Origin of the sequence: Streptomyces sp. NPDC088707, assembly GCF_044752725.1 — a bacterium.
Classification (GTDB): Bacteria; Actinomycetota; Actinomycetes; order Streptomycetales; family Streptomycetaceae; genus Streptomyces.
In genome coordinates, this window is sequence record NZ_JBIVLV010000002.1 from 60,497 (window position 1) to 76,693 (window position 16,197).

14 protein-coding genes are annotated in these 16,197 nt (G+C 74.4%); 7 read left to right on the plus strand and 7 right to left on the minus strand.

Annotated elements, in window-relative coordinates:
- Positions 1 to 119: 119 nt before the first annotated feature.
- Positions 120 to 866, plus strand: a complete 747-nt coding sequence (locus tag ACIP84_RS07710) for an acyltransferase (RefSeq protein WP_383583789.1) — start codon at positions 120 to 122, stop codon at positions 864 to 866.
- A 109-nt stretch (positions 867 to 975) separates the two neighbouring features.
- Here ACIP84_RS07710 and ACIP84_RS07715 read toward each other — a convergent pair whose 3' ends face one another.
- Positions 976 to 1,839 carry an EamA family transporter gene (locus tag ACIP84_RS07715; RefSeq protein WP_401795854.1) on the minus strand — a complete coding sequence of 288 codons (864 nt, stop codon included), beginning with the start codon at positions 1,837 to 1,839 and terminating at the stop codon, positions 976 to 978.
- 104 nt (positions 1,840 to 1,943) lie between these two features.
- On the opposite strand from ACIP84_RS07715, the gene ACIP84_RS07720 reads away from it, so the two are divergent.
- Complete coding sequence (locus ACIP84_RS07720; RefSeq protein ID WP_401795857.1) at positions 1,944 to 2,516, plus strand: helix-turn-helix domain-containing protein; 573 nt, start codon at positions 1,944 to 1,946, stop codon at positions 2,514 to 2,516.
- Between the two features lie 44 nt (positions 2,517 to 2,560).
- Positions 2,561 to 3,124: a YbaK/EbsC family protein gene (locus ACIP84_RS07725; protein ID WP_355958282.1), complete on the plus strand. Its 564-nt coding sequence runs from the start codon at positions 2,561 to 2,563 to the stop codon at positions 3,122 to 3,124.
- Positions 3,125 to 3,154: 30 nt separating this feature from the next.
- Here the strand turns inward: ACIP84_RS07725 and ACIP84_RS07730 are convergent, their stop codons facing one another.
- From ACIP84_RS07730 to ACIP84_RS07740, 3 genes are all read right to left on the minus strand, one after another.
- Complete coding sequence (locus ACIP84_RS07730) at positions 3,155 to 3,595, minus strand: CoA-binding protein (protein WP_401795860.1); 441 nt, start codon at positions 3,593 to 3,595, stop codon at positions 3,155 to 3,157.
- Between the two features lie 79 nt (positions 3,596 to 3,674).
- Positions 3,675 to 5,168 carry a carboxylesterase/lipase family protein gene (locus tag ACIP84_RS07735; RefSeq protein WP_401795863.1) on the minus strand — a complete coding sequence of 498 codons (1,494 nt, stop codon included), beginning with the start codon at positions 5,166 to 5,168 and terminating at the stop codon, positions 3,675 to 3,677.
- A 67-nt stretch (positions 5,169 to 5,235) separates the two neighbouring features.
- The gene (locus ACIP84_RS07740; RefSeq protein ID WP_401795866.1) at positions 5,236 to 6,723 is read right to left on the minus strand and encodes a long-chain fatty acid--CoA ligase; all 1,488 of its coding nucleotides are present in this window, start codon (positions 6,721 to 6,723) and stop codon (positions 5,236 to 5,238) included.
- Positions 6,724 to 6,909: 186 nt separating this feature from the next.
- Between ACIP84_RS07740 and ACIP84_RS07745 the strand changes: the two genes are divergently transcribed.
- The 4 genes from ACIP84_RS07745 to ACIP84_RS07760 all read left to right on the plus strand — a co-directional run bounded on the left by ACIP84_RS07745 (position 6,910) and on the right by ACIP84_RS07760 (position 13,437).
- Positions 6,910 to 8,346, plus strand: a complete 1,437-nt coding sequence (locus ACIP84_RS07745) for a PucR family transcriptional regulator (protein ID WP_401795869.1) — start codon at positions 6,910 to 6,912, stop codon at positions 8,344 to 8,346.
- Positions 8,347 to 8,459: 113 nt separating this feature from the next.
- A complete protein-coding gene (locus ACIP84_RS07750) occupies positions 8,460 to 9,086 on the plus strand; it encodes a YigZ family protein (protein ID WP_401795872.1) in 627 nt (208 codons plus the stop codon).
- A 137-nt stretch (positions 9,087 to 9,223) separates the two neighbouring features.
- On the plus strand, positions 9,224 to 10,402 hold the full coding sequence (locus ACIP84_RS07755) for an exonuclease SbcCD subunit D (protein ID WP_401795875.1): 1,179 nt from the start codon (positions 9,224 to 9,226) through the stop codon (positions 10,400 to 10,402).
- Positions 10,399 to 13,437 (plus strand): AAA family ATPase, encoded by a 3,039-nt coding sequence (locus ACIP84_RS07760; protein ID WP_401795878.1) that lies wholly within the window; start codon positions 10,399 to 10,401, stop codon positions 13,435 to 13,437. The genes ACIP84_RS07755 and ACIP84_RS07760 overlap by 4 nt, the downstream gene beginning before the upstream one ends.
- On the opposite strand, the gene ACIP84_RS07765 is transcribed toward ACIP84_RS07760, so the two are convergent.
- The 3 genes from ACIP84_RS07765 to ACIP84_RS07775 all read right to left on the minus strand — a co-directional run bounded on the left by ACIP84_RS07765 (position 13,427) and on the right by ACIP84_RS07775 (position 16,194).
- The gene (locus ACIP84_RS07765; RefSeq protein ID WP_355958295.1) at positions 13,427 to 13,876 is read right to left on the minus strand and encodes an Lrp/AsnC family transcriptional regulator; all 450 of its coding nucleotides are present in this window, start codon (positions 13,874 to 13,876) and stop codon (positions 13,427 to 13,429) included. The genes ACIP84_RS07760 and ACIP84_RS07765 overlap by 11 nt on opposite strands.
- A gap of 67 nt (positions 13,877 to 13,943) precedes the next feature.
- On the minus strand, positions 13,944 to 15,647 hold the full coding sequence (locus ACIP84_RS07770; protein WP_401795882.1) for a DUF885 domain-containing protein: 1,704 nt from the start codon (positions 15,645 to 15,647) through the stop codon (positions 13,944 to 13,946).
- 49 nt (positions 15,648 to 15,696) lie between these two features.
- The gene (locus ACIP84_RS07775; protein ID WP_266975487.1) at positions 15,697 to 16,194 is read right to left on the minus strand and encodes an Lrp/AsnC family transcriptional regulator; all 498 of its coding nucleotides are present in this window, start codon (positions 16,192 to 16,194) and stop codon (positions 15,697 to 15,699) included.
- Positions 16,195 to 16,197: the final 3 nt, after the last annotated feature.

Sequence of the window (16,197 nt, forward strand, 5' to 3'; positions counted from 1 at the left end):
ATCGTCAGCCGTCATGTCGCGCCCGGGGGTGCCCCCGGGCGCAGCCTATGCCGCGCCCATGACGGACATCACAGCGCACTGCGGTGATCAGGTACGACGCCGCCGACTACGGTGTCCGGGTGCCCAGGAACAGAAACACGTTCTCGTCCCTCGCCGCCTGGCGGCGCCGGATGCTCAACCGTGCCGTGCAGGGCGGCTGGCGCTGGGTGCAGGAGACCGGTTCCGTCACGGCCGAGCACCCCGGGAAGCTGCGTTTCCGGCGGCTCGGCGCGGGCACCCGGCTCGCGTTCCCGCAGGGCACGGTCTTCGGTGAGCGGTGGATCGAGATCGGCGAGTGCTGCATCGTCGCCGAACAGGTCACGCTGACGGCCGGGATGCTGCCGGGCCTGGACCTCGGGACGGAGACGGTGCTGACGCTCGGCGACGGCGTCGTCCTCGGCCGGGGCAGCCACGTGATCGCCGACGCGAAGGTGACCATCGGCTCGGACACGTACTGCGGGCCGTACGTCTACATCACCTCGACCAACCACAGTTACGACGACCCGGACGAGCCGGTCGGCCGTCAGTGGCCCCGCTCGGAGCCCGTCGTGATCGGCCCCGGCTGCTGGCTCGGCACGGGCTCCGTGATCCTGCCCGGCGCGCGCCTCGGCCGGAACGTGGTCGTCGCCGCGGGCGCGGTGGTACGCGGCGAGGTGCCCGACCACTCGGTGGTCGCGGGCGCCCCGGCGAAGGTCGTCCGCAGCTGGGACGAGGAGAAGGGCTGGCAGCCCCCCCTGCGGACCCCGGCCCCGGTCCCGATCCCCGACCACGTGACCTCGGAACAGCTCGCGGCGCTCGCGGCGTGGGAGGTCGAGCAGGCGCGGTAGGAGGTGTCCTGTCTGATCGGCGAGACACCCCCGGGCACGCCTGGCCTGTCCGGCCTGTCCGGCCTGTCCGGCCTGTCTGCCCGTCCGGCCCGTCGGGCTGCCCGCCCGCCTAGCCCGTGGCCAGCAGGACCGTGCCCACCAGGGCGAGGCCCGCGCCCGCCGCCTGGATGGCGCGGAGACGTTCCTTCAGTACGCCGTAGGCCGCGAGGGCCGTGACCACCGGGTAGAGGCTGGCGAGGACGGCGGCGACGGTGACCGGGCCCTGCTGGGCGGCGATCGCGTACGTGCCGTTCGCGGCGACGTCGGCGAGGCCGACGAACGCGAGGGCCGGGAGGGCCGCGCGGATCACCTGCGGGCCGCCCTCGGGCAGGGCCCTGCCCCCGCGCTTCACCGAGGCGTAGAGCGCTCCGCCGCCCACCAGGACGTTGGTGACGCGCTGGACGAAGAGGGACAGGAAGAGTCCGGTGACCGTCGTGGAGGCCTCGGCGATCAGCGCCATCACCGAGCCGAAGCCGAAGGCCGCGACCAGGGTGAGCAGGACCGCCTGCCGCTGCACGGGCGCGCCGCGGAGCTCAGGTCCGCCGGCGAGGACCACGCCGAGGATCGCCACGCCGATCCCGGCGAACTGGACGAGCCCCGGCCGGTCGCCGACGAGCAGGCCGACCGAGACGGGGACGACGACACCGAGCGAACCGAGCGGCGAGACCACGCCCATCGGACCGAGCGCGAGCGCCTTGTAGAAGGCGAGCATGGCGGCGGGGCCGACGACGCCCGCCCCGACCGCGTACCAGAGCTGCGGTCCCGCCTCGGTCCACGCGCCGGTCGCGAGGACGACGGTGCCGAGGACGACGACCGCGAGCAGCTGGGAGACCACGACGACCGTGAGGGCGGGGATGCGGCGCGTCAGGAGCCCGCCGCCGAAGTCGGCGAGGCCCCACAGAAGGCTGGTGGCCAGGGCGAACAGGGCGGTCATGGGTCCTCGCAGTCACGGACGGCAGTACAGTGCAGTGAACAATCGGGTGCACCCCACCGTAGTTCAGTGTATTGAACTCTGTCATCCAGAATATTGGACGGAATGTGTCGGACCTCGATCAGCTCACGCAGTCGCTCGCCCGGAACCTGAAGCGCTGGCGCAAGGAGCGGGGACTCACCCTGGACGCCCTCGCCGCACGGGCAGGCGTCAGCCGCGGCATGATCATCCAGATCGAACAGGCCCGGACCAACCCCAGCGTCGGCACCACCGTGAAGCTCGCCGACGCGCTCGGCGTCTCCATCACGACGCTGCTCGACTACGAGCAGGGCCCCCAGGTCCGGATCGTCCCGCCCGACCAGGCCGTCCGCATGTGGTCCACCTCCACCGGGAGCCACACCACCCTGCTCGTCGGCACCGAGGCCCGCGGCCCCCTGGAGCTGTGGTCCTGGACCCTCATGCCGGGCGACGGCAGCGCCTCCGACCCGCACCCCGACGGGACGACCGAACTTCTCAACGTCACCGCGGGCGTCCTCACCCTGGTCGTCGACGGCGAGGAGCACCGCCTGCCGGCCGGCACCTCCGCCGTCTTCGAGGCCAACACGGGGCACGAGTACCGCAACGACGGGGACGAGCCCGCCGAGATGACGATGGCCGTCTCCATCCCGCCCGTACGCTGAGACGAGCGTCCGGGCCCCGGGCCTTCGTTGTTAGCGTGAGGCGTATGCGCGCACCCATCGGAGACTTCGACGACGCCCGGCCCGCCCCGGACTGCCTGGACCTGCTGACCGGCCCCGTCGCCGCCGCCGTCCGGGCCTGGACCGGCCCCGTACCGGCCGATCGGCTGCTGTACGTGGACACCGACCCGGCCATCGCCGACACCGCGGTCTTCGTCGAGCACTACGGGCCCGCGCTGCTCGACGAGTCCGCGAACTGCGTCGTCGTCGCGGGCAGGCGCGGCGAGACGACCACCCTGGCCGCGTGCGTCGTGAAGTCGGCGACACGCGTCGACGTCAACGGGGTCGTACGGAAGCGTCTCGGCGCCCGCAAGGCCTCGTTCGCGCCCATGGACACCGCGACGGGCGAGACCGGCATGGAGTACGGCGGCATCACCCCCATCGGCCTCCCGGCCGACTGGCCCCTCCTGGTGGACGCCGCCGTGGTGGACACCGAGTGGGTCCTGATCGGCAGCGGCCGCAGGCGCGGCAAGCTCATCCTGCCCGGGAAGGCCTTCGCCCAGCTCCCGGGCGCCGTCGTCCTGGAGGGGCTCGGCGTCCCCGTCGCCTGAGCCCCCGACCCCCCGAGTGCCCCGAGTGCCTCAGCTCAGGCGCGGGATCTCGATCGCGGGGCAGCGGTCCATGACCATGTCCAGGCCCGCCGCGCGCGTGCGGGCGAAGGCGGACTCGTCGACGACGTCCAGCTGGAACCAGATCGCCTTCGCGCCGACCGCGACCGCCTCGTCGGCGATCCCGCCCGCCTGCTCGCTGTTGACGAAGACATCGACGACGTCGACCGGGAACGGGATGTCGGCGAGGGACGCGTACCCCTGCTCGCCGTGGACGGTCTCCGCCTTCGGGTGGACCGGGACGATCCGCTTCCCGAAACGCTGGAGGACGGCCGCCACGCCGTACGCGGCCCGCCGCGTGTTCGTGGAGAGGCCGACCACCGCCCAGGTGTCGCCGGTGGACGTCAGGATCCGCCGTACGGTCTCCTCCGCGGAGTAGCCGGTCGGTCCCGCGGTGCTGTGCTCGACGCTCATCGCGCTCGCTGCCTCTCTTCGGTGTGGCCCGTCAGCCTCCACAACGGGCCATCACCTGCCCTGATTCCCGCCATCGGCCTCAGACGTACCAGGCACGCCGTTCGGCGTCGCGCGGGGCCTCGACCAGCGACGGGAGGCCCGGCCCGAAGGTCATCACCGGGCGGGCCGGATCCCACCGGCGCCAGCCCGGGTCGCCCGTCGACGCGAAGGACACCCAGGCCGCGTGCATCGCCGCCGCCAGGTCGCGGGGCGCGTCCGGGCCCGTCAGGGCGCGGGTCTCCGGCACGTCGAGCGTGTCGAAGACGAAGCCGAGTTCCAGCGCGTGACAGGCGCGGAGGTCGAGGACGGGGGTGGGCCAGCCGAACTCGTACATGTACGTCGCGGCGGCCCCGCGGGTGTTCAGCCGGGCGTCCGCGAACATGTTCAGCGGCATCCACAGCAGCTTGTCCATCGCGAGCGCGCCCAGGACCTCGCCCGGCTTCTCCTGCGGCCGCCCCGCGCGGTACACCTTCGCCACATCCGGCGATATGCGCCCCTTCCGGAGCAGGAGCCGCTGCCCCAGGGATCCCACCTTCTCGGTGTGTCCGCCCGGCACGAACCACAGCCGGTACTCGTCCGTGTTCGTGCCCATCAGCAGCTCCACGTCCGCCGAGGCGCCGTCGACGAGCAGGTCCCCCGGGTGGTCCGGCAGGACGTCGCCGTCCACGGCGACGTGGAAGGCGTGGCCGCTGAGCACCGGATTGCCCTTGCCCGTCACCGCGGTCTGCGCCGCGAGCAGCCGCTCCGGGTCCACCCCGGCGAACGCCTCCGCCGTCGCCGGCACCTTGAGCCGGGCGGCCATCGCCTCGGTGGTCCTGCGCGCGGCTTCGAGCGACCGGGCGCTCGGCGCCCCGCTCTGCATCACGGCCCGCCGGAACAGGCCCTTCGCGAGAGGGGAGGCCATCAGGGCGGCGATCGAGACCGCCCCCGCGGACTCGCCGAAGACGGTGACCCGGTCGGGGTCTCCGCCGAAGGCCGCGATGTTCTCCCGTACCCAGGTCAGTGCGGCGATCTGGTCACGCAGGCCGAGGTTGGCCGGCGCGTCGGGGAAGACCCCGAAACCCTCGATGCCGAGCCGGTAGTTGAGGGAGACGAGGACCACGCCGTCGCGGGCGAACGCGGTGCCGTCGTAGACGGGGACCGCCGAGGAGCCGTGTTTCAGCGACCCGCCGTGGATCCAGACCATAACGGGGCGCCCGCCCTCGTCGGGGCCCTCCTGGGAAGCCGGCCACGGCGCCCAGACGTTGAGGTTGAGGCAGTCGTCGCCCGCCACCTCGGGGTCGGGGAGCAGGGCGTCGAGCGGCGGGGCGTACGGGCGCTTGGGCGCCGTCGGCCCGAAGGCGGTGGCCTCCCGTACCCCCTCCCAGGCCTCCACCGGCTCCGGTGCGCGGAACCGCAGCGCCCCGACGGGGGCCTGCGCGTACGGGACTCCGAGGAAGGACGCCACGCCGTCCTTCAGAGCGCCGCGCAGAACGCCGTTCCTCGTGCGGGCCCCGGGGCCGTTCGGGACGTGTTCCGCGATGTACTCCGACATCGATCCACCTTTCCTCCGTCGACGGTGACGCACCGTCCCGATCATGCGGGCAGGGGAGGGCTCGCGGTCAACCCCCCGACGCCAAAGCCCTCTTGAGGACCTTGCCGGTCGGACCGAGCGGCAGCTCCTCGACGAATCGCACGATCCGGGGGTACTTGTGACGGCCGAGCCGCTCCCGCGACCAGTCGACCAGCTCGTCCTCGGAGAGCGGGGCGGCGTCCTCCCGTCGGACCACCACCGCGCAGACCTCCTCGCCCTTCGCGTCGTCGGGGACGCCGATCACCGCGACCTCGGAGACCGCGGGGTGGCGCACGAGCACCTCCTCGACCTCGCGCGGGTAGATGTTGAAGCCGCCGCGGATGACCAGGTCCTTCTTCCGGTCCACGATCCGCAGGAAGCCGTCCTCGTCCCGTACGCCCAGGTCACCCGTGCGGAACCAGCCGTCCACGACCGCCGCCGCGGTCGCCTCCGGGTCGTCGAGGTAGCCGGCGAAGACGTTGTGCCCGCGCACCACGACCTCTCCGATCGCGCCGTCCGCGAGCAGCAGGACCTCGCCGTCCACGGCCGCGTCCGCGATGCCCACCTCGACACCCCAGACCGGGTGCCCGACCGTGCCCGGCCGGCGGCCGATGTGCGGCTGGTTGAAGGTCGCGACCGGCGAGGTCTCCGTCAGGCCGTACCCCTCCAGGACCTGCGTACGGAAGGTCTCCTCGAAGCGCTCCAGGACGGCGACCGGCAGCGCGGCGCCGCCCGACACGGCGGCACGCAGGGCCTCCGGCCGCACCTCGGACCCGGCCGCCGCCTCCACCAGGGCGTGGTACATCGTCGGTACGCCCATGAAGACCGTCACGCCCTCGTCGGCCAGCACCCGCAGGGCGGCCGGGCCGCTGAACCGGGGCATCAGCACCAGCGTCGCGCCCTGCCGGAGCGTCCCGTTCATCGCGCAGGTCTGGCCGTAGCTGTGGAAGAGCGGCAGGCAGCCGAGGACCACGTCGCCGGCGCCGAGCCCGAGCAGGTCCTGCGAGGTCACCGAGGCGTTCATGACGATGTTGAGATGGGTGAGCAGGGCGCCCTTCGGGCGGCCCGTCGTGCCGCTCGTGTAGAGGATCACCGCGGTGTCCGAGGGCTCGGCCGGCTCGGCGGCGGCCAGCGGCCGGGCCGTCGACGGCGCGCCCTGGAAGGCGCGCACCCCGGCCGCGCGCGCCGCCTCGTCGGCGACCGCCCACAGCGGCCCGCCGCTGACGATGCCCACCGCGCCGCTGTGCTCCAGGACGTACCGCACCTCGTCGGCGACGAGCAGCGCGTGCACGGGGACGACCGTCGCGCCGGCGGCGAGCGCCCCGTAGTACACCCGCAGGAACTCGATCGTGTTCGGCAGCAGGACGGCCAGCCGGTCGCCCGGCTTCACCCCGGCCTCGCGCAGCCCGGCGGCGCAGCGCAGCGCCTCCGTCCACAGCTCGCCGTAGGTGAGCCGGACCGCGCCCTCCACGACCGCGATCCGGTCGGGGAAGTGGCGGGCGGACTCGCCGAGGACGCCGGCGACGCTCAGTGACATGGCACGCTCCAGGTACGCGGAGTCAACAGCTCTGTTGACGATCGGTGACACGGCACAGAATCCGCCGCGACCCCACCCGGGCGCCATGTGCAGGTGCCCACCATGCGGCCCGCCGAGCTGGGCAGCGGCCCCGCCGTACCGCCCGACCCGTGGCATTCGCCAAATCCCGGCGCTACGGTGCGAGCCATGACGCACAGCTCGGCCGCACCCGGAGAGCCCCCGGGACCGCGCCCCGGCGGAAGCCCCACCACGTCGGCGCGAGCGGGCAACCCCGGCGCACCCGCGACGGGCTCCGGCGCCCGTCCCGGCGGGTTCCACACGCCGCTGAGCGGCTCCGGTGGTTCCGGCGCGCTGCGGCGCGCGCTCGCCACGGCGATGCTCGCTGACATCGACCGGCTCACCGACCGCGCCGTCGACGACATCCGCGCCCACTCCGGTACGTACGCCTCCGGCGCGCCCGTCACCCGCGAGGACCTGTGGGAGATCTGCCGCGACAACCTGCTGCGCGCCCTGGAGGACTTCGGCGGGTTCGCCGCGACCGGCGGCGACTTCGAGTGGGCGGCCCGCGAGACCGGCCGCCGCCGCGCCGAACAGGGCGTCCCGCTCGACACCGTGCTCCAGGCCTACCGGCGCGGCGGCCGGGTCCTGTGGCAGGTGATGGCCGAGCACCTCCGGATCCGGGCCGGGCGGGACTCCGACAGCCGGGACGTCGAGCTCGACATGGCGAGCGGCGTCTGGGAGACCATCGACCGCTACTCGGTCGCGATGGCCGACGCGTACCGGATCGCCCAGCTGGAACTCCAGAGCCGCCAGGACACCCGGCGCGTCGCCCTCTTCGAGGCGCTGCTCGACGGGCGCGCCGACGACCCGGCCGTCGCCTCCGCCGCCGCGGCCGCGCTTGGGGTCCCCCCGGTCGACCGGTACGTCGTCGTGGTCGCCGCCCAGGACCCGGCCGCCCCGCCGCACCCCTCGCCGGTCCTGGAGGCCCAGGGCATGTGGTCGTACTGGCGGCCCCGCTCCGGCCGGTACGCCGGGATCGTCCGGCTGCCCCGGCGCGACGCGCCCGCCGGGCGGGCCGCTGCGGGCGCCCCGCCCGGCGGCACCGACCCGGCCACGCGCGCGCTGCTCGCGGCCCTGCGCGAGCGGACCGGGGCGACCGCCGGCGTCTCGCCGGAGTTCGACCGCCTCTCCCAGGCGGGGCGGGCCCTGCGACTCGCCGAACAGACCCTCCGTACCCTCCCCGCCGGCAGCGGCGAGGTCGGCGTCTTCGACGACCGGCTCGCCCAGGTGCTGCTCAGCGGGCGCACCGACATCGCCGAGCGGATCGTCACCGTCCACCTCGGCCCGGTGCTCGCCACCGGCGGCGAGCGGGCCGCGCTCCTCACCACCCTGCGCGCCTGGCTCGACCACGGCTGCTCGGCCTCGCGGGCCGCCGACCAGCTCTACTGCCACCGCAACACGGTCCTCAACCGCATCGGCCGCATCTCCGAGCTCACCGGCCGCTCCAGCGAGTCGGGCGAGGCCCGGCTCGGCTGGGCCCTCGCGCTGCGCGCCCTGCCGTACGCGGGCCTCGCGACCCCGCCCGAACCGGCCGCCGGGGAGCGCGAGCCGGAGGCGACCTAGGCCCTGTCGTCACACTCCCGTCGTCGCCCGCAGACGGGAGTTCGACGACAGGGCCTAGCGGGCCGCCGCGACCGCCGGACCGGGGCGACGGCCACGGAACGTAGGCTGGCCGGATGCCGGAGCAGTACGTCACCCTGGCCCGCGAGGGCGTGCACGAGTCCGAGATCAACCGCTCGCGCTTCCTCTGCGCGCTCGCGCCCGTCGCCGACGAGCGGGAGGCGCAGGAGTTCGTTGCGCGCATCCGCAAGGAGCACCCGACCGCCAGCCACAACTGCTTCGCGTACGTCCTCGGCGCCGACGCCTCCGTCCAGAAGGCGAGCGACGACGGCGAACCCGGCGGCACGGCAGGTGTCCCGATGCTGCAGATGCTCCTGCGCCGCGAGATGCGGTACGTCGCCGCCGTCGTCACCCGCTACTACGGCGGCGTGAAGCTCGGCGCGGGTGGGCTCATCCGCGCGTACGGCGGCGTGGTCGGCGAGGCCCTCGACGCGCTGGGCACGGTGACCCGGCAGCGCTTCCGGCTCGCCACCGTCACCGTCGACCACCAGCGCGCGGGCAAGCTGGAGAACGACCTGCGGGCGACCGGGCGCGCCGTCCGTGACGTGCGCTACACCGACGCCGTCACGATCGAGATCGGCCTCCCCGACGCGGACGTCCCCGCCTTCCGCGCCTGGCTCGCGGACGCCACGGCGGGCACGGCCACCTTCGAACCGGGCGGCGAGGCGTACGGGGACGCGTGACGGGGGGGCCCGACGGGCGCCCTGTGACGGCTGAGCCGTACGGCCCCGACCACACCCCCCGGCGGGATAGCGTGGTGGGCGCACACGGACGGGAACCAGCGGCGAGGAGCGGCGCACATGCGGGGTGGGACGGCATCGTGAGGCTCCTGCACACCTCGGACTGGCATCTCGGCCGGTCCTTCCACCGGGTCGGTCTCCTCGACGCCCAGGCTGCCTTCCTCGACCATCTGGTGGCCACCGTCCACGCGTACGACGTCGACGCCGTCCTCGTTGCCGGCGACGTGTACGACCGGGCCGTGCCCCCGCTGCCCGCCGTCGAGCTGTTCGACACCGCGCTGCACCGTCTCGCCGGGGCCGGCGTGCCCACGGTGATGATCTCCGGCAACCACGACTCGGCCCGCCGCCTCGGCGTCGGCGCCGGACTCATGGAGCGCGCCGGTATCCATCTCCGCACCGACCCCGCCGGCATCGGCACCCCCGTCGTCCTCACCGACGCCCACGGCGACGTCGCCCTCTACGGCCTGCCCTACCTCGAACCGGCCCTCGTACGGGAACGGCTCGGCGCCGAGAAGGCCGGGCACGAGGCCGTGCTCGCCGCCGCCATGGACCGGGTCCGCGCCGACCTCGCCGACCGGCCCGCCGGCACGCGTTCCGTCGTCCTCGCCCACGCCTTCGTGGCGGGCGGCGCGCCCAGCGACAGCGAGCGGGACATCACCGTCGGCGGCGTCGCGGCCGTTCCCACCGGGATCTTCGACGGCGTCGACTACGTCGCCCTCGGCCACCTCCACGGCAGCCAGACCGTCACCCCGCGCGTCCGCTACTCCGGCTCCCCCCTCGCGTACTCCTTCTCCGAGGCCGACCACCGCAAGACCATGTGGCTCGTCGACCTGGGCCCGAGCACCCCCGACGGGGCGATCACCGGCGCCGAGCGGCTCGACTGCCCCGTCCCGCGCCCCCTCGCCCGGCTCAGAGGACGGCTCGACGACCTCCTCGCCGACCCCGCGCACACCCGCCACGAGCAGTCCTGGGTCGAGGCCACGCTCACCGACCCGGTGCGCCCCGCCGAGCCGATGGCCCGGCTCACCGCCCGCTTCCCGCACACCCTGAACCTGGTCTTCGACCCCGAGCGGACGGGCGACGACCCCGGCGCCTCCTACGCCCAGCGGCTCAGGGACCGCACCGACCAGCAGATCGCGGAGGACTTCGTGGCCCATGTGCGCGGCGGCTCGGCCCTCGACGGCGCCGAGCGGACGGTCCTCCACGGCGCCTTCGACGACGTACGGGTCGACACGGCCGAGCGCGAGGTGGGCCGGTGAGGCTGCACCGTCTGGAGATCACCGCGTTCGGCCCCTTCGGCGGCACGCAGACCGTCGACTTCGACGCCCTCTCCGCCGCCGGGCTCTTCCTCCTCCACGGACCGACCGGTGCCGGCAAGACCTCCGTCCTCGACGCGGTCTGCTTCGCCCTCTACGGCAGCGTGCCCGGCGTCCGGCAGACCCCCGGGACGACGCTGCGCAGCGACCACGCCCCCGTCGGCACCTCCACCGAGGTGGTCCTCGAACTGACCGTGGGGGAGCGGCGCCTGGAGATCACCCGGCGCCCGGCCCAGCAGCGCCCCAAGAAGCGCGGCGGCGGCTTCACCACCGAGAAGGCCCAGACCTGGCTGCGCGAGTACGACCCCGCCACACGCGCGTGGAACGGTCTCAGCCGCTCCCACCAGGAGATAGGGGAGGAGATCACCCAGCTCGTCGGCATGAGCCGCGAGCAGTTCTGCCAGGTCGTGCTCCTCCCGCAGGGCGACTTCGCCCGCTTCCTGCGCGCCGACGCGGAGGCCCGCGGCAAGCTCCTCGGCCGGCTCTTCGACACCCGCCGCTTCGCCGCCGTGGAGGAGCGCCTCGCCGAACTGCGGCGCGCCGCGCAGCAGCAGGTCGAGGAGGGCGACGAGCGGCTCCTCGCCCTCGCCCACCGGATGGGCCAGGCCGCCGGGGGCCTCGCCGCAGCCCGTACCGCCGTCGAAGGACGGCCCGGCGACCCCGGAGTCGCCGACGCCGTCCTCACCTGGGCCGCCGTCGCCCGTACGGAGGCCCGTGAGGCACTCGACATCGCGCGCGTACGGCTCGACGCGGCCGAGGCACGGCAGGGCGCGGCCCGCGCCGCGCTCGACGCCGAGAACGACCTGGCCGCCCGCCAGGCCCGGCACGCCGACGCGCTGCTCCGCCAGGAGCGGCTCACCGCGCACGCCCCCGAACGGGACCGCCTCCAGGCCGCCCTCGACCGCAGCCTGAAGGCGGACCGGGTGGCCCCCGCGCTCGGCCTGCGCCAGGACGCCGAGCGCGAGCACACCACCGCCCACGCCGCCCGCGCACGCTCCCGCGCCCAGCTGCCCGCCGACCTCGCCGACGCCGGGGCCGAGCACCTCTCCGCCCTCGAACACCGGCTGCGCGAGGAGCTCGGCGGCCTGGAGGCCGCCCGCCGCGCCGAACGCCGCGCCGCCACGCTCGCCGACGAGCGCGCCGCACTCGCGCGCGAGGCACGCGCCGACGACGACATCCTCCGCGACACCGCCGACTGGCTCGCCGGCTGCGAGCCGCGCCGCGCCGCGCTCAGCGAGCACGTCGAGGCCGCCCGCGACGCCGCCGCCCGTGCCGAGCACCTGGCCGGCCGCCTCGAACCCGCCCGCCGTCGCCGCGACGCGGCCCGCCGCCGTGACACGCTCGCCGAGGACACCCGGGCGGCCGAGGCGCGTCTCGCGGACGCCCGGGAGCGCCGGAACACCGCCCACGAGACCTGGCTCGACGTCAAGTCCCGCCGTCTGGAGGGCATCGCGGCCGAACTCGCGGTCACCCTCGCCCCCGGCGATCCCTGCCAGGTCTGCGGATCCACCGTCCACCCGGCCCCCGCCCGCACCACCGCCGACCACGTCGACCGCGCCACCGAGGACGCCGCCTACGCCGCCTACACCGGCGCCGAAGAGACCCGTACGGCCGCCGAGCGCGCGCTCGCCGTCACCCACGAGTCCTGGTCCACGGCCCGCGCGGAGGTCCAGGCGGGCGCCCCGGCCGGGTCGCCCGAGCCCACGGTCGACGAACTCTCCGAGGAAGTCGAGGAGTTGACCGGCCTCCACGCCGAGGCGCACGCGCTCGCCGGACAGTCCCACAGCGCCCGGGAGACGCTCGCGCGGGCCGAGCGCGAGTACGAGGAGCGGGTCGCCGCACAGCGGGAGGCCGAGCGGCGGGTCGCCGCCCGGACCTCGCGGCGCGAGGCCCTGGACCGCGAGCAGCTCGCCCTCGACGAGGAACTCACCCGGGGACGCGGCGCGTTCGCCACCGTGGCCGAACACGCCACGCGCCTGGAGCGGCGGATCGCCCTCCTCGTCGACGCCACCGGCACCGTCCGGGCCGCCGAACTCGCCGCCCAGCGGCTCAAGGAGGCCGACGACCGCCTCGCCGACGCCGCCTACCGCGCGGGCTTCACCACCCCGGCCGAGGCCGCCGCCGCGCTCCTGCGCGAGGGCGAGCGCCGCGACCACCAGCAGCGCGTGGACGCCTGGCAGGCCGAGGCCGCCGCCGTCGCGGACCGGCTCGCCGAGCCCGGCACTGCGGCCGCCGCCGCGCTTCCGCCGGCCGACCCCGCCGCGGCGGCCGCCGCCCACACCACGGCCGAACGCGCGCTCCGCGAGGCCGACTCGGCCCTGGCCGCCGCCCGTGAACGCGCCACCGGCCTGGCCGGTCTCTCCCGGCAGGCCCTCGCCGAGGTCCGCCGCCTCGGGCCGCTCCGCGAGGAGTACGACCGGGTGGCCCGCCTCGCCGCCCTCACCGCAGGCACCTCGGCCGAGAACGAGCGCCGGATGCGCCTGGAGTCGTACGTCCTGGCCGCCCGCCTCGAACAGGTCGCGGCCGCCGCGACCGCCCGGCTCCAGCGGATGTCCTCCGGCCGCTACACCCTGGTCCACTCCGACGCGCGCTCCGGCGGCAAGCGCGCCGGTCTCGGCCTGCACGTCGTCGACGCCTGGACCGGCAACGAGCGCGACACCGCCACGCTCTCCGGCGGCGAGACCTTCTTCGCCTCCCTCGCGCTCGCCCTCGGGCTCGCGGACGTCGTCACGGACGAGGCGGGCGGCGTACGGCTCGACACCCTCTTCATCGACGAGGGCTTCGGCAGCCTCGACGAGCAGACGCTCGACGAGGTCCTCGACGTCCTCGACTCGCTGCGCGAGCGGGACCGCAGCGTCGGCATCGTCAGCCATGTCGGCGATCTGCGCCGCCGGATCCCGGCCCAACTGGAGGTCGTCAAGGCGCGGCACGGATCGGCCGTACGGCTCCGCACCGGCGGGGACGCCCTCAGCGGCTGAGTGAACGCCTCGGCAGCGGCGAGGAGTAGACCACGCTGGTGGTCACCGAGCCCAGCGTCGCGATCTTCCCGGTGATCTCCTCCAGGTGCCGCATGGACCGCGCGGCGACCTTGAGGACGAAGCAGTCGTCGCCGGTGACGTGGTGCGCCTCCAGCACCTCCGGCGTGGTGCCGAGCAGATCGTGGAACGGCTTGTAGTTGCCGTGCGGGTAGCGGAGCCGTACGAACGCCAGGATCGGCAGCCCGAGCCGGTCCTGGTCGACGATCGCCGTGTACCCGGAGATCACCCCGGCCTCCTCCAGGCGCCGCACCCGCTCGGTCACCGCGGACGGCGACATCGACACCGTGCGGGCGAGCTCGGCGAAGCTGGCGCGGCCCTCGGACTGGAGGGCTTCGAGGATGCGCCAGTCGGTGGCATCGGGGGTGTACTCAGAGGTCATGTAGGAGAGATAGCAGGGGATTCCCCGGCCGATCAAGCGATCGGCCGGGGATCTCGGTGCTCGGTCCTCACAACCGCGAGAGCTCGTCGACCAGGTCGTCGAGGCCCAGCGGGCCCTGCGAGAGGGCCGCCATGTGCCAGGCCTTCGCGTCGAACGCGTCGCCGTGCGCCGCCCGGGCGTTGGCGCGGCCGAGCAGCCAGGCGCGTTCTCCCAGCTTGTAGCCGATGGCCTGGCCCGGCATCGACAGGTAGCGGGTCAGCTCGCTCTCCACGAAGGACGGCGGACGGCTGCTGTGCCGCTGGAAGAACTCCTGGGCCAGGTCCGGCGTCCACCGCTCGCCCGGGTGGAACGGCGATTCCGCCGGGATCTCCAGACCCAGGTGCATGCCGATGTCCACGATCACCCGACACGCGCGCATCATCTGCCCGTCGAGGTACCCGAGGCGCCGCTCCGCGTCGGGCAGGAAGCCGAGTTCGTCCATCAGGCGCTCCGCGTAGAGCGCCCAGCCCTCGCAGTTGGCGCTGACCTTGCCGATGGTCGCCTGGTAGCGGGAGAGGCGGTCGGCGACGTGCACCCACTGGGCGAGCTGGAGGTGATGGCCGGGTACGCCCTCGTGGTACCAGGTCGACACCAGGTCGTACACCGGGAAGCGCGTCGTGCCGTCCACCGGGAGCCAGGTGCGGCCGGGCCGGGAGAAGTCCTCGGACGGGCCGGTGTAGTAGGGCGCGGCGGCGCCGCCCGCAGGGGCGATGCGGGACTCCACCCGCCGCACCCGCTCGGCGAGTTCGAAGTGGGTGCCGTCGAGCGCCTCGATCGCCTCGTCCATGAGTTCCTGGAGCCAGACCCGGACCTCTTCGACCCCCTCGACATGGGTGCCGTGCTCGTCGAGGTGGGCGAGCGCCTCCCAGGGGCCGGCGCCCGGCAGGATCCGCTCGGCCTCGGTCCGCATCTCCCCGAGCAGCCGGTGGTACTCGGTCCAGCCGTACGCGTACGCCTGGTCGAGGTCCAGGTCGGTGCCGTTGAAGTAGCGGGTCCAGCGCTGGTAGCGCTCGCGTCCCACCGTGTTCGGGGCGTCGGCGACGGCCGGGGCGTACACGTCCCGCATCCAGTCCCGCAGGGCCGTGACGGCCTCGGTGGCGCCCCGGCCCGCCTTCGCGAGCCCGGCGCGCAGGTCCTCCGGCAGGGTGTCGGGGGCCGCGGCGGCGAACTCCTCGAACCAGCCCGGCTTCCCGCTCTCCGCGCCCGCCCACTCGGTGAGCTGCTCGACGAAGGTGGCGGTGGGCCGCGGCCCGCCGAGGAGCTTGCGCTCCAGGCCGAGCGCGAGCGCGGCACGGTAGCCCTCCAGCGCGGCCGGGACCGCGCGCAGCCGGGCGGCGACCGCGGCCCAGTCCTCCTCGGTCTCGGTCGGCATCACGGTGAAGACGATCCGGACGCTGTGCGCGGGGGAGCGCATGTTGCTGACCGTGCAGAGGCCCTCCTCGGCCTCGAACATGGCGAGTTCCGCCGTGAGGCGCTCCCGCAGCAGACGGGCACACCGCTGCTCGGCCTCGCTGTCCGCACCCGGGACGCGCTCCGCCGCGTCGAGCCGGGCGAGCGTGCGGCGGGCGAGGTCGGCCACGGCCCGCTGGCCGGCCGGCGAGAAGTCGGGCAGCAGTCCGGCGCTCTCCTTGACTCCCAGGTACGTACCGGTGATCGGGTCGAGGGCGATGAGTGCGTCGACGTGTTCGTCGGCGACCTGGCGGGGCAGCGGGCTGCTGGAAGTCTCTGGCATGGGGGTCATCCTGACGTCTCCGGCGGGCCCGCGTCACCCTCGTCGAAGGTCAGTCGGCTGACATGGAGGGGCTCGAAACGGGCGGCAGAAGCGGGCCGCACTCCCACTCCTGGAAGATCAGCCGCGTCTCGACGCGGGCCACCTCGCGGCGTGACGTGAACTCGTCGAGAACGAGTCGTTGCAGGTCGGCGGGGTCCGCTACAGCCACGTGCACCAGGTAGTCGTCGGGTCCCGTCAGATGGAACAGCGCCCGGGACTCCGGCAGGGCCCTGATCCGGTCGACGAACGGACCGATCAGTTCCCGCCGGTGCGGCCGGACCTGGACGAGAAGGAGCGCTTCAAGCCCTCGGCCGAGTTTGGCCGGATCCAGTCGTAGCTGGTGTCCGAGGATCACGCCCGTGCGGCGAAGACGCGCCACCCGGTCCAGGCAGGTGGACGGTGCCACTCCGACCTCGGCGGCGAGTTCGCGGTAGGTGGTCCGGGCGTCGTTCTGCAGCAGGCGAAGAATGTGCAGATCGACCGCGTCCAGTACGACAGAATCGGCCATCTG